The organism is Streptomyces sp. NBC_00057, assembly GCF_045041165.1.
Lineage (GTDB): Bacteria > Actinomycetota > Actinomycetes > Streptomycetales > Streptomycetaceae > Streptomyces.
The window spans coordinates 313,009-325,447 of record NZ_CP108256.1 but is presented as its reverse complement, the minus strand read 5'-3'; the positions used below and the strand labels follow the sequence as shown (position 1 = coordinate 325,447).

The window sequence follows — 12,439 nt, the reverse complement described above, 5'->3', positions numbered from 1 at the left end:
TCTCCCTCGACGCACAACATCTGCGCGTCGACAAGTTTCCTTGGTGGGGCCCCCAGGACCTCTGCCACGTCGACCTGTCCCGCGTGCTGGTCGGCAAGGAGTGGAAGCAGTTCGAAGGGGATCTGCTGCCCAGTCCGCTCACGCTGAAGGGCGAGCGGCCCGAAGGCCCGGCCTGTTACGCCACGCCGACGGTGGCGTACGCGTTGGAGCTCGGCTACGAGGTCGCGCCGACCGAGGCGTATGTTCGGTATGGCAACGGCCGCTACCTGGACGGCTGGTACAACCGGCTGCGTGACGCCTACGTGGCGACGATGGCCGACCTGGGCGTCACCCGGCGACCTCTCTGGCCGATTTCCTGGAAGCGATGGACGGCTACCGGCAGCGCGATCCTCACATCGCGATCGTGGTGTCCGCGGTGAAGGCCACCGGATGGCCAAGCACGAAGGTTCCCGGACCACCCTGGGGGGCGAGGGCGTACGGGAGCAGTACGGCCAGGACCTCAACCTCGCCCAGTACATCAAGGACGGGCAGGTCACCAGCAAGGACGACGGGGAGTAGACCGCGATGAGCAGCATGTTCGGCGACGGCCTGGACAAGGCGGTGCAGAAGACATTCACTCACCCGAACCCGAAGTCGGTCGGTGCCCATGCGGTACCTCGTCAAGCAGTACAAGGGCACCAAGGCCGTCGCCCAGATGTTGCGGGTTTCCCAGCGCACCGTGGAACGGCACGTGAAGGACCAGATAAAGAAGCCCCGCCCGGATCTCGCCGCACGCCTGGAGCGCGAAGTGAAGGTCCGCCGGCAGCCGCAGATCAGGGAGAAGGCCAAGAAGAACGCGGCCTCCACCGGGGACATCGTCATCGACGCCCGCGCCCGGCTCGGCTACACCGCTCCGATCGGCTCCACCGCCCAGGACCGGCTGCACCACCTCACCGTGGCCTGCCACCGCGCACCAAGCAGCCAAGCTCTGCGACGCTCAGGAGCAGGGCGCCAGCGATGCCGACCGCCAGAGAGTCGCTGCTGAAGCGCTCAAAAAGGTGTACTTCCAGGACAACGGCCGCGAGGTCGGGGGCCTGGAAGAGATCCGGCTCACCGACTTGGAGTACATCGAGTTCGACCTGTAGGTCCCCGAACACCGCGAGCCCCGGACCGGAGGTTGTGGTCGGGTAGCCGGATCACGTTGCCGTGATCCGGCTACCCGACCACAGTGGTCCTGAGCCGAAGTACGGTAGCTGTCACGAAGGCAGGCTTGTTGTCACCGAGATTGCCGAGCGTGACGTCCCTGTTTGCCGACGGGTGTCCCGTCTCATGCACGCTGGCGGTGGCTTCGTTCATCTCTGGGGACAGCGTTTGTCGACGGGTTCCGGAGTCACTTGGTGATCAGTTGGCTTGTGAATTTCGATGAGAAATGACGGCAGCGAAGTGGCCGGGAACGCGGGGCGACAGGCTGGCCGTCAGATCGGCCAGCCGCTGAGGTGCACCGACGAATGTCTCTGAGCGCGGGTATGAACATGCTTGGTGGTGCGTCCCTGAACTCGGTAAGCGGATGGACCCTCCGGTAATGTTGGCGAGGACTCTTGACGCCTTCTCGGACAGTGGGGACAGGATGATTCTTGTGACGGGTGCGACCGGCACCATTGGCCGGTACCTGGTACGGATGCTTACGGAGGCGGACGTGCCCTTTCGGGCGCTGGTGCGGGACGCGCGTAAGGGCAAGGAGCTGGACTGCGAGTTCGCGGTCGGGGACTTCGACGATCCGGTGTCGATGATGTCCGCCCTGAAGGGCGTTGACCGTCTTCTGCTCAACAGCGGCGGCGCGCTTCCCGTGGATGGGCAGCAGCCGATGATCCGGCAGCAGACCGGCGTCATCGACACGGCACGGGCTGTCGGGGTCTCGTGGGTGGTGAAGATATCGGCATGGCAACCCGGCCCGGACGCGAAGCTGTCCGTACGCGCGCACTGGGAGATCGAGCAGTACCTCGAGGCGTCTGGCCTGCGGTGGGCGTCACTTCAGCCCACCGGCTACATGCAGAATTTCTTCACCGGCGAGGGCGGCTTCACCCACAGCGCTGTCCTGGAAGGTCCGTACCGTGCGGGACGTGTGTCGTACATCGACGCCTACGACGTCGCCGCCTGTGCCGCAATGCTGCTGACAGACCCGCTCCGAAACGGCGAAACCTATGCGCTCACCGGGCCGGAGGCGCTGACGCATGAGGAGATCGCCGCCAAGCTCGCCATTCCCTTCCAAGATCTGACGCCTCAGGAGGCAGCTGAGGGCCTACGAGCGCAGGGGCTGCCCGGATGGTTCGTAGATGACCTTCTGCGGCTCTACGCAGAGATGGCAGCTGGCGCGATGTCTGAGGTGACGACGGCGGTGCGGGAGCTGACCGGGCGTGCGCCGCGTACGTTCGACGAGTTCTTGGCGAATAGGTAGGACACGCTCGTAGAACCGTTAATCCCGCAACGCCAGAGATCGGAATCCAGGAGCGCTGAAGGCCCAAACCGGGAGACCGCGTGTCGGGCCGGCTGTTCTTCTGATGACGACTCGCCGCCTGTGAGGGCGGTAAGCCGTCGGGGCTGCGGGCCCGCAGATGTGTCAGCCGGCCTTGGCGGGTTCCGCGGCCCGGGCTCGGGTGCTGGCGAGGCGGTAGGAGTCAGTGCCGGTCTCGATGATGGTGCCGTCGACGATGGCCGCGCAGAGGCGGGGGTCGGTGAAGGTCTTGGTCCAGCCTCCGAAGGACTCGTTGGAGGCGATGGCGACGCTGTTCTTCTCCTCACGTTCGGTCAGGACCTGGAAGAGGAGTTCGGCGCCGTGGCGGTCGAGTTCCATGTATCCGAGCTCGTCAATGCACAAAAGATCGACGCGGCCGTAGCGGGCGATGGTCTTGTTCAGCTGCTTCTCGTCGGCGGCCTCGACCAGCTCGTTCACCAGCTTCGTCGCGAGCGTGTAGCGGACCCGGTAGCCCTTCATCGCCGCCTCGGTGCCGAGCGCGATGAGCATGTGGGACTTGCCGGTGCCGGAGTCCCCGATCAGGCAGAGCGGCTGGCTCTTCTTGATCCACTCGCAGCTGGCGAGGGTGTGGATGGTCGCGGCGTCGATGTTCGGATTGGCGTCGAAGTCGAACGCCCGCAGCGACTTCTCCCGCGGGAAGCCGGCGGCTTTGATCCGCCTCTCCGAGCGGCGTCGTGCCCGGTCGTCGCACTCGGCCATCAGTAGCTCGGCGAGGAACCCGCGGTAGCTCATCTGGTCCTTCAGCGCCCGCTCGGCGATGTCGGAGAACTCGTTGCGGATCGAGGGCAGCCGCAGCAGGCGGCAGGCGCTGTCGATGGCGGCGTCGGCAGCCTGTTCGGTCAAGCCTCGCTGGCGGGGCAGGGTGGTCACTGTGCTTCTCCCTCACGGTGGTCACCGCCGCTGGTGCGGCGGTGTCGGAGTAATTGGTCATAGGGGGTCACTGATGGCAGCGGCCTGGTGTCTGGCGGAAGGTGAGCGAGCCGCCACTCGTGCAACGACGTCACCGTCGCCGACGGCTTGCCGGAAACCGGCTGCCCAACCGCAGAGGGCGGTTCGGTCTCGGCCTGGGCGGCCTTGCGGGCCTCCAGCGCGACCGCGTCAGCGGTCATGGCCCCGGCCCGCAGGGCCGCGGCCAGGCCGGCGACGACATGCTCGTGCGGCAGGTGACGCCCCAGCAGGAGGACCTCGATCAAGGCCCGGGTGCCGTCCCGCTCGCCGTGGATCTTGCGGGCCTGGTCCCACCAGGCGTCGTGGACCGGGGTGAACCTGCCTGCGGAGCGGGCCTGTTCGAGGGCGGTGGAGCCGGGGAAGGCGCCGGGCTTGCGGACCAGGACTTCCAGGTAGTGGTCCAGGTCCAGACGGACGGCGCCCTTTGCGATCAGCCGTTCGTGCCGGGCCACTTCCACGTTCTGGTCGTAAACCACCAGATGAGAGGCGTGCAGCACGACACGCACGCGTTTGCCGATCAGCCGGATCGGGACCGAGTAGCGGTTGGTGCGGACCGGGATCTGACCGTAGCGGTCGACCCGCGGCGTGAACACCCGGCCTGTCTCGAACGGTTCCTCGGGCAGCGGCATCAGTAGTGGCTGTTCGAGTGCGAAGTACTCCGCGACCGTCTTGGGCCTGGACCCGATGCGGCGGGCCTCGTCCTGCCGGTCCCACTGTTCGACCATCTCGTTCAGCTCGGCGAGCGAGGAGACCTCGGGGACGGGAACGAAGTGGTTGCGGCGGAAGTAGCCGATCATCCCTTCGACCCCGCCCTTCTCGTGGGCGCCCTCGATGCCGGGCCGGCAGTAGAAGCTTTCAATGCCGAAGTGCGAGCGGAAGGCGATCCACCGGTCGGCCTCAACTCGTCCCCGGCTCTGCCCCAGCACCCTGGCGACCGCGGCCTTCAGGTTGTCGTAGCGGACCTTGGTCCGAGGGACCCCGCCCAGGGTCCGCAGGGCGTGGACGTGGCCTTCGAAGAAGGCTTCCTGGCCGCAGGAGGCGAACACGCGGTGGACGGCCTTGCCCGAGTACGACAGCCGGAAGGAGAACAGGTAGCAGGTCACCAGCTCGCCGGCCAGGCGCACGGTCACGTCACCGAAGTCGACCTCCGCTTCGTGGCCGGGCAGGTGGGTCTGCGGAACGAACGCTTCGAGCGGCGCTTTGCCGGACTCGACCAGGATCTCGGGCTTCCGGCCGGCGACGTAGTAGCGCACCACCCCGTAAGAGATGTCCGCCCCGTGTTCCTCGACCAGCCGGTGGAAGATCCGGGTGACCGTGTGCCGCTGCTTGCGCGGCGCGTCCAGATCCGCCCGCAGAATCTCGTCGATCACCGGCTTGTACGGATCCAGCGTGGTCGCTCGTGGCGGCAGCTTCTTACGAGGCTCCGGCCAGGACGAGTCCAACGCCTTCCGCACTGTCCGCCAGGTCACGCCGTGCTTGCGCTCAAGCTCCCGTATCGACATGCCATCGCGATGGTTACGCCGGATCGCCGCGTACAGCTCGACCTTCGACATCTGCGGCATGACCAGCACCTTTCACCAAGAGCATCCCGATGCTGCCCTGGCAAGAGCCCCTGTGCCTCCCAAACTCATCAACATCACCCGACCGTGGTTCAGGCCGCCTCCCAAACTCATCGACAAGTGACGTCACTACTGGGTTCTGGCACAGATCTTGGGGAGCGGTCGCTGAGCGTCACCTTGGTGTTCGATTGTGAGGGGCTGGGTCGCGTGAGACCGCGTACGCCTGGTCGTCCGGTAGCCGAGAATGACGCTCCGTCAAGTCTTTGGTCGTCTCTGCCGTGGTCGGCCGTGAACGGTGATCGTGCTGGTCATGCAGACCGATGCATCATTCTGGGACTCGCTCGTGTTCGACGGTATCGACGAGGTGGACGTCGAAGCGGTGACCGCTGTCTTCGGCACAGTCGAGGTGGTGGCGAGAGGCCGGGTGGCCGGGGCGGAGTGTCCCGACTGCGGCCGCTTCTCAAACCGGGTGCACGACCGCTATCACCGCAGGTTGAAGGATCTTCCGCTCGCTGAGCAGGGCTTCGTGATCCGGTTGATGGTCCGGCGTTTCATCTGTAGGGCGGCGGACTGTCCGCGCCGGACGTTCGCCGAGCCGTTCTCACGGTTGGCCGCCCCGTACGCACGGTTCACCACTCGGCTCAACCACGCCCTGGAGCGAGTAGGGCTCGCCCTGGCCGGGCGGGCCGGCGCCCGGCTGGCTGGCTGGCTGGCTGGCTGCCCAGCTGGGCTTCGGCGCGGGAAGGATGACCTTGCTACGCAGGGTCATGGCATTGCCCGATCCGCAGTTCAGCACGCCGCGTGTGCTGGGCGTGGACGACTTCGCGATCCGCCGCGGGCAGACCTACTCCACCGTCTTGACCTGCGTGGAAGCCCATCGCGTGGTCGATGTGCTCCCGACGCGTGAAGCCGGGCCGCTGGCCGCGTGGCTGATCCGTCACCCCGGCGTGGAGATCATCTGCCGGGACCGATCCGGCGCCTACGCCGAAGGTGCCCGGCGCGGTGCCCCCGATGCCCTGCAGGTCGCTGACCGGTTCCATCTGTGGCAGGGCCTCGGCCGGGCCGTGGAGACCTGCGTCGCCGCCCACCGCGACTGCCTGCGCAGCCCGTCGCCCAGCGGCACACTGCTGGAGGCGATCAGCCCAGAGTCCAGTCGGCCGCAGGACGACTGCGAACCCATCGGCCGGCGGGCCGAGCGCAAGAAGGCCGCACACGCCCTGGTCCACCAGATGCTCACCCAAGGCCACTCACGCCGGGCGATCGCCCGGCACCTGGGCTGGGGCCTCAACACCGTGCTCCGGTACGCGACCGCCGCACGCTGGCAGGACACCATCCGCGAGAACCGGCCCCGGTCCAGCAGGCTGGACCCCTACAAGCCCTACCTGGAACGGCGATTTGCCGAGGGATGCACCAGCGTCACCCACCTCCACCGTGAACTCCTCGCCGACAACGCGCCCGTCACCTACCAGATGGTTCGCGCCCACATCGCCACTTTGCGCACGGCTCCGGCCAGCGCGCCGCCGCGGCCTCCGACAGTGCGGCAGGTAACCGGCTGGCTCACCCGTCACCCCACGGCCCTGACCGAGGAGGAACGTACCGCCCTGAAGAGTGTCCTGGCTCGCTGTCCCGAACTGGACGTGGCCGCCGGGCATGTCCGTGGCTTCGGAGAGTTACTCACGGGCCGCCTCGGCGCCATGCTCCCTGCCTGGATCGACGCGGTCGAGGCCAGCCAACTACCCGGCCTCACCGGCTTCGCGCTTCACCTGCTCCGTGACCGCGACGCCGTGACAGCCGGCCTCACCTTGGACTGGAGTTCCGGCAGCATCGAAGGCGCCGTGAACCGCATCAAGAAGATCAAGAGGCAGCTCTACGGGCGAGCCGGATTCGAACTCCTACGCAAGATGATCCTGCTTCAGTGACCCTCAGCCACGACTCCCCAGGATCTGTACCAACGTCGGGTCAGGCCAGCTCGACAAATCGGTGGACACGAAAGGACGTCAGGTGATCGGGTTCGACGCTTGCCGAGTCCACCCGGTAGCGGCCAGCACCGAGTTCGAGAGCGGTGCTGGCCGTGAGTGTCCCTACTTCGGTGCCGAAGTAGGCGGCATCGAACATGACGAGCTCGCCAGTAGTGCTCAGTTCAGGCCCTTCCTCCCACTCTGCGGTGAGAAGTCCAACCCGGATGATGTCAGCGACACCTTCCTCGCTCTCCGCGTAGCACCAGCGGACGAGGACTCGGTACTCAGGAAGGTAGGCGGTGGACAGAGGTTCGTCCCCGAGGACGAGCGCCTCGGCTCCGTCGGCCAGTGCGAGGACTCCAACGAGATCCATCACCTCGCAGGCCCGGTCGTAGTCGCCCTCCGTTCCCGACCAGTGCACCAGCGCGGAGCGTGGAACCACGATGAACGGGCCGCCCTCCGTCTCCAGCCACGTCAAAGACACGCCGCCTCCAGCTTCAGGATCTCAGTTTCGTGGCGACAGCGTATGTGCCGGGTCGGACAGGGCGGCCTCATGCCTGTGGTGGTCGGGGTGCGCGGTGACGGGCCCGAGGTCCGCGACTATCCCTTGCAATCGAACGATGCCGTCACCCTCCGCGATCGCTCCCCAAGATCTGTGCCAGAACCCGTAACTCACCAACACAGCCAAATGCCCGATCCCCGGACTGGAGCAGCGCGTCTGAATTGGAGGTTGCCCGGCCAGCGAACCGTGACCTACCCAGGCACTGAACCAGCGCGGATAGCCTGCGCTGCCAAGAGATCCAGCAGCCCCACTGGGCTTCGCCGGTTCCAGCCACCTCGTCCGCGTCCACCGCGTCGGCGTGGACGACAGCCCCGACCCTTCGGGAATGACCCGCATCACCGAGCCCCGGTGCCCTGGCCTCCCCGGGGAGCCCACGCGTATCCCCAGCACACGGCGACACCGCACACCCCTCGACCCGTATCTATGGCTGCCCATCCCATGGGGTGGGTCCCCGCACCGCCCTACCGTGGCGGTCCTGGAACACCGAGCCCACCCCGGACGGGAGAGCCGCGATGCGCAGAGCAACGAGTACCCTGCTCGGCCTGCTTCTCACACTGTTGAGCCTCGGAGCAGCCACCACACAGGCCCACGCCGCCCCACCCGGCTACCTCACCCTCGAAGCCACCTATACCACCGTCGCCAACGGCTGGGACCGCGTCGACCGCTACCTCGACACCACCAGTGGTTTCCATGCCGAGCAGTACCCCCAGGACGGCCGTGGCGACCAGGACGGTCAGCGACGCACCTTTTTCGGCGGTGTCAAGCAGCCCTATTCCGGCCGCTTCCTCCTCTACTCCGCCCCCGGCTGGAACAGCGGCAGTCACCAGACCCCCGTCCTCCTCGTCCACGGCGCCAACGACAACGCCGACCGCGCCTGGGCCAACCCCGGCGAAGCCGGTGGCTACGGCTGCGGTGCCGTCTCCTGCCCCAGCACCGGACTCATGCAGTACCTCGCCGCTCGCGGCTACCGTGTCTTCGCCGTCAACTTCGCCCATAAGCAGGGCGACAACCTGATGCAGGCCCAGCAGGTCGGCGACGCCATCGCCGTCATCAAGGACCGGCTCGGCGTCAGCCAGGTGGACCTCGTCGGCTGGAGCAAGGGGGAGATGTCCACCCGAGCCTACGTCTCCTCACTGCGCCCCACCTGGGGACGCCCCTATGCCGGAGACGTACGCCGCCTCATCACCCTCGGCGGCCCCAACGGCGGCTACGACTACCCCTATGCCCACGGCTGGGCCCACGAATTCAGCATCTGGCCCCAGTGCGGCGGCAGCGTCAACGCCCCCTCGCCCCACCTCTACATGACCTGCTACGGCACCTACACCGCCCACCCCGAATTCGCCTTCGCCCCCACCAACGGCTACGACGTCTATCCCGGACAGCGCCAGATGCTCGCCCGCTGGGACGCCACCTACGGCATCGACATGACCCAACAGGACTGGTACACCACCTACCACGGTGGCCAGGGCTTCTACACCTCCGGCAGCGGCATCCAGACCGCCATCGACGCCGGCTCCCTGATCACCCCCCTCCACAAGGCAGGCATCCCCGGCACCGTCGCCACCTACCTCCTCGCCGGCGGATCCCCCAACGTCCTCGGCATCTACAACGAGAACCGCGGCCCCAGCGACGGCGTGGTCTTCGTCAGCAGTGCCCTCGACCGCACCGGCATCGCCAACGTTGCCGACACCGCCCTCATCACCACCGCCAACCACCTCCAACTCGGCTGGCACTCCTCCGCCAGCGCCCAGATCGCCGCCTGGCTCGGCTGACCCTGCCACTCCCAAGGACGGACCATGACCTCGCCCGCACTCCTCCCCGGCATCCACGCTCGACGGATCACCACCCCCCGGCTCACCCTCAACCTCCTCGAACTCCCCGACCGGACCGGCGAACCCGTCCTCTTCGTCCACGGCAACGTCTCCGCCGCCACCTTCTGGCAGCAGACCATGCTCGACCTGCCGCACCCCTACCGCCCCCTCGCCGTCGACCTCCGCGGCTTCGGCGACACCGACCCCCTCCCCGTCGACGCCACCCGCGGCGTCCGGGACTTCAGCGACGACCTCACCGCCCTGTGTGACACCCTCGCCCTCGACCGCGTCCACCTCGTCGGCTGGAGCATGGGCGGCGGCATCGCCCTCCAACACCTCCGCGATCACCCCACCGCCGTCCGCAGCCTCACCCTCGTCAACCCCGTCTCCCCCTACGGCTTCGGCGGCACCCACGGCCCCGACGGCCGACTCAACCACCCCGACGGCGCCGGCTCCGGCGCAGGCACCGTCAACCCCGAATTCGTCCAGCGCCTCACCGAAGGCGACCGCAGCGAGGACTCACCACTCTCCCCCCGCGCCGTCCTTGCCTCCAGCTACGTCAAACCGCCGCTCCGACCTGCCCTTGAGGACACCTTCGTCGACGCCATGCTCTCCACCCGCACCGGTGAGGAGCACTACCCCGGCGACGCCCGTCCCAGCGATCACTGGCCCGGCACCGCCCCCGGCCCCCGAGGTGTCCTCAACGCCATGGCCCCCACCCACTTCCGGATCGACGACCTGCACCGGATCGACCCCAAACCGCCCATCGGCTGGATCCGCGGCACCGACGACCTCATCGTCTCCGACACCTCGCTCTTCGACCTCGCCCACCTCGGTGCACTCGGCGCCGTCCCCGGTTGGCCCGGCGCCGAACACTGCCCCGCCCAACCCATGCTCGCCCAGACCCGCCACGCACTCGATCACTACGCCGCCGCGGGCGGCTCCGTACGCGAAACCGCCATCCCCGATGCCGGTCACGCCGTCCACATCGACAAATCCAAGAAGTTCACCGCCGCTCTCCTCGACACCCTCACCGCGGGCCGGTGAAGCGGCCGGGCTGTCCCCCGTGAGGACCTGAACCTGAACCGCCTTGGGTTCGGTAGGGACACGTTAGTTGTCACCAGTTGGCCAAGATTTTTTATCACCTGCGGTACGTGGTCAGTCTCGCTGTCACCGGATTCGAAGATCGCTCTCGGCCCCGGTGTCCCGTCTCGTTGTACAAGACCCCCGCACTCACAGAGCGTGACCGGATCGCGGAATGTGAGCCAGAACCGGGCTGGGTGGCCGGGGGGCTGGCAGCAGAGCAGGCTGGAAGTACCGATGGCCCGGGCGGCCGGGCCGGGAAGCGAGGCTCCCGATGAGCAGGCTCGAAGAACAGGTCAACGTCGACGTCCCGGCGCAGGAGGTGTGGGCGCAACTGCACCGCATCGATGAGTACCCGATGTTCATGGAGGGTGTGAAGAGTGCCGCTGCGCACGGCAGCAGCCGAGCCCATCTCGACGTCCGGATCGGGGACGACGAGCAGGCTTTCGAGACTCGCATCGCCGATCGCGGAAAGGGCCAGGTGATGGACTGGACGGTGGACAGCCCGGAGCTGAAAGCCGCCTTCGCCGTGAACCCGCTGGACGACGAGCACACCCAGCTGCAAGTCCGGCTGGAGTACGACCCGGACACCGTGCGGGCGACCTTCGGCGGCCCGAAGGGATTCGCCCAGGTCCATGCGATCGAGGACACAGTCCGCACCGACCTGGAGAAGTTCAAGGACTTGCTGGAGAGCCGGCACTGATCCCGACGTGCTGGTCGTGCTCGGGTAAAAACCGGCGCACTCGGCCACAGACCTTGGCAGCGTCCGGCACAGCCGTCAAGGGCAGGTTGCCGAGGAATACGCCCATGTCCTGCGGGGTGCGTGGCACGGGTAGGCCGGGCGCGCCTTCGCCAGCGGGGTGACTTGAGCGATGGACGGCCGCGGCGCTCTGCCTCCGTGACCACCTCTCCCCAGTCGGTGAGGAGGTCGGCAAACGATTCGAAGGTCGTGATCCGTCCGCTGGGCTCCGCGGCGTGCTGGGTGAACGGCTCGCGCAAAACTTCCAGGTGGGGTGCCACCTGCCGCCACCATCCGGCGATCAGCGGCACATGATCGGGCGGACACCACAGCAACAGGTCCGCGTCCCAGGTGCACGGCCGCTCCGGGAGCCCCGAACCGACCCCGGTGGTGTCCTCCAGACTGTGCCAGAACAGCGCGTCGTTGAACCGGTCCAGTACCTCGCGCACTTTCGGCTCGACGAAGTCGCGCATGTGGTCCCAGCGGTGACCGGCCCAAAAGTGCGGCTTGTATGAGCCGAACGTGTTCCGCAAGGCATACCTGCCGTACCAGTCCTCGCCCGGCTGCGCGGGCCACGACCAGCCATGCTCGAAAAGGTCGTCGCTGTACACCTCTCCGAAGGCGGCATCGATCAGCAAGCTCTTCCCGGTCACCGGGCGCTGCTGCCTCCACCCGCGGCCAGTCCACGATCAACACCTCTATCCCCACACCCATCACGCCAGCATAGGACAGGGAAACCGGTGTTGATCAACGCGGCGCTTGTGGCGGACCTGGCTTCGGGCTCCGCCACGCTCGCGCTGACCGACCGGAACACCGCGACCGGCGTTGTCCGGTTCGCGAAGACCGCGACCGCGGCCGGGATCCGGCCGGTCCTCGGCATCGACCTCGCTGTCGCCCCGCACTCACCAGCCAGGCGAGGTTCGGCCGAACGGTGGCGGACTCCGGTGCGCGGCGGGTCAGCAGCGTTCAGATATTCGATGGTGGCCTGCGTGCCGGAGGTGATCCGCGCGAGCTCCTGGCGCAGCCGGTCGCCCTTGGACGTCGCATTCGGATGCGGGCCCTCCGTGGTCGGGCAGGACGTGGGGGGCGTCGGTGAGGATCAGTGGCATGTCGTCCCTGATCCGTTCGGCGAGCAGGGCGACAGTGAGGTCCCGGTCCACCACGGCTTCGACGCCGGTGAGCCGGCCGGTGGTGTGTTCCGCGACCGGGGGATGACGAAATGACCTGCTTCCAGACGCTCCCGGAGATGGTCGCCGCTCGCCCGCTT

The 12,439-nt window shown here is 67.4% G+C and carries 10 protein-coding genes and 3 pseudogenes; 10 read left to right on the top strand and 3 right to left on the bottom strand.

What is annotated here, in order from left to right:
* Positions 1-56: 56 nt before the first annotated feature.
* The 4 genes and pseudogenes from OG953_RS01570 to OG953_RS01555 form a co-directional block, all read left to right on the top strand.
* A pseudogene (locus OG953_RS01570) lies at positions 57-469 on the top strand (transcriptional regulator); the annotation flags it as partial.
* A complete protein-coding gene (locus tag OG953_RS01565; protein ID WP_405692437.1) occupies positions 430-558 on the top strand; it encodes a hypothetical protein in 129 nt (42 codons plus the stop codon). The pseudogene OG953_RS01570 and the gene OG953_RS01565, both read left to right, overlap by 40 nt.
* Before the next feature lie 6 nt (positions 559-564).
* Positions 565-1,124, top strand: a pseudogene (gene tpg, locus OG953_RS01560) (telomere-protecting terminal protein Tpg).
* 482 nt (positions 1,125-1,606) lie between these two features.
* Positions 1,607-2,434, top strand: a complete 828-nt coding sequence (locus tag OG953_RS01555; RefSeq protein ID WP_405682042.1) for an SDR family oxidoreductase — start codon at positions 1,607-1,609, stop codon at positions 2,432-2,434.
* A gap of 162 nt (positions 2,435-2,596) precedes the next feature.
* On the opposite strand, the gene istB is transcribed toward OG953_RS01555, so the two are convergent.
* Entirely contained in the window at positions 2,597-3,382 is a 786-nt protein-coding gene (istB, locus tag OG953_RS01550; RefSeq protein ID WP_405682040.1) for an IS21-like element helper ATPase IstB, read from the bottom strand.
* Entirely contained in the window at positions 3,379-5,022 is a 1,644-nt protein-coding gene (gene istA / locus OG953_RS01545) for an IS21 family transposase (protein ID WP_405682038.1), read from the bottom strand. The genes istB and istA overlap by 4 nt, the downstream gene beginning before the upstream one ends.
* Before the next feature lie 307 nt (positions 5,023-5,329).
* Between istA and OG953_RS01540 the strand changes: the two are divergent.
* Positions 5,330-5,524 (top strand): annotated as a pseudogene (locus OG953_RS01540) (ISL3 family transposase); the annotation flags it as partial.
* A 262-nt stretch (positions 5,525-5,786) separates the two neighbouring features.
* Positions 5,787-6,938 (top strand): transposase, encoded by a 1,152-nt coding sequence (locus OG953_RS01535; protein ID WP_405682036.1) that lies wholly within the window; start codon positions 5,787-5,789, stop codon positions 6,936-6,938.
* 40 nt (positions 6,939-6,978) lie between these two features.
* Here OG953_RS01535 and OG953_RS01530 read toward each other — a convergent pair whose 3' ends face one another.
* Positions 6,979-7,461, bottom strand: a complete 483-nt coding sequence (locus tag OG953_RS01530) for an Imm21 family immunity protein (protein WP_331734568.1) — start codon at positions 7,459-7,461, stop codon at positions 6,979-6,981.
* A gap of 590 nt (positions 7,462-8,051) precedes the next feature.
* Here OG953_RS01530 and OG953_RS01525 point away from each other — a divergent pair.
* The 4 genes from OG953_RS01525 to OG953_RS01510 all read left to right on the top strand — a co-directional run bounded on the left by OG953_RS01525 (position 8,052) and on the right by OG953_RS01510 (position 12,395).
* Positions 8,052-9,311: an esterase/lipase family protein gene (locus OG953_RS01525; protein WP_405682034.1), complete on the top strand. Its 1,260-nt coding sequence runs from the start codon at positions 8,052-8,054 to the stop codon at positions 9,309-9,311.
* A gap of 24 nt (positions 9,312-9,335) precedes the next feature.
* The gene (locus OG953_RS01520; RefSeq protein ID WP_405682032.1) at positions 9,336-10,397 is read left to right on the top strand and encodes an alpha/beta fold hydrolase; all 1,062 of its coding nucleotides are present in this window, start codon (positions 9,336-9,338) and stop codon (positions 10,395-10,397) included.
* Between the two features lie 310 nt (positions 10,398-10,707).
* Positions 10,708-11,136: an SRPBCC family protein gene (locus OG953_RS01515; protein ID WP_405682031.1), complete on the top strand. Its 429-nt coding sequence runs from the start codon at positions 10,708-10,710 to the stop codon at positions 11,134-11,136.
* Between the two features lie 776 nt (positions 11,137-11,912).
* Positions 11,913-12,395, top strand: a complete 483-nt coding sequence (locus OG953_RS01510; RefSeq protein ID WP_405682030.1) for a hypothetical protein — start codon at positions 11,913-11,915, stop codon at positions 12,393-12,395.
* Positions 12,396-12,439: the final 44 nt, after the last annotated feature.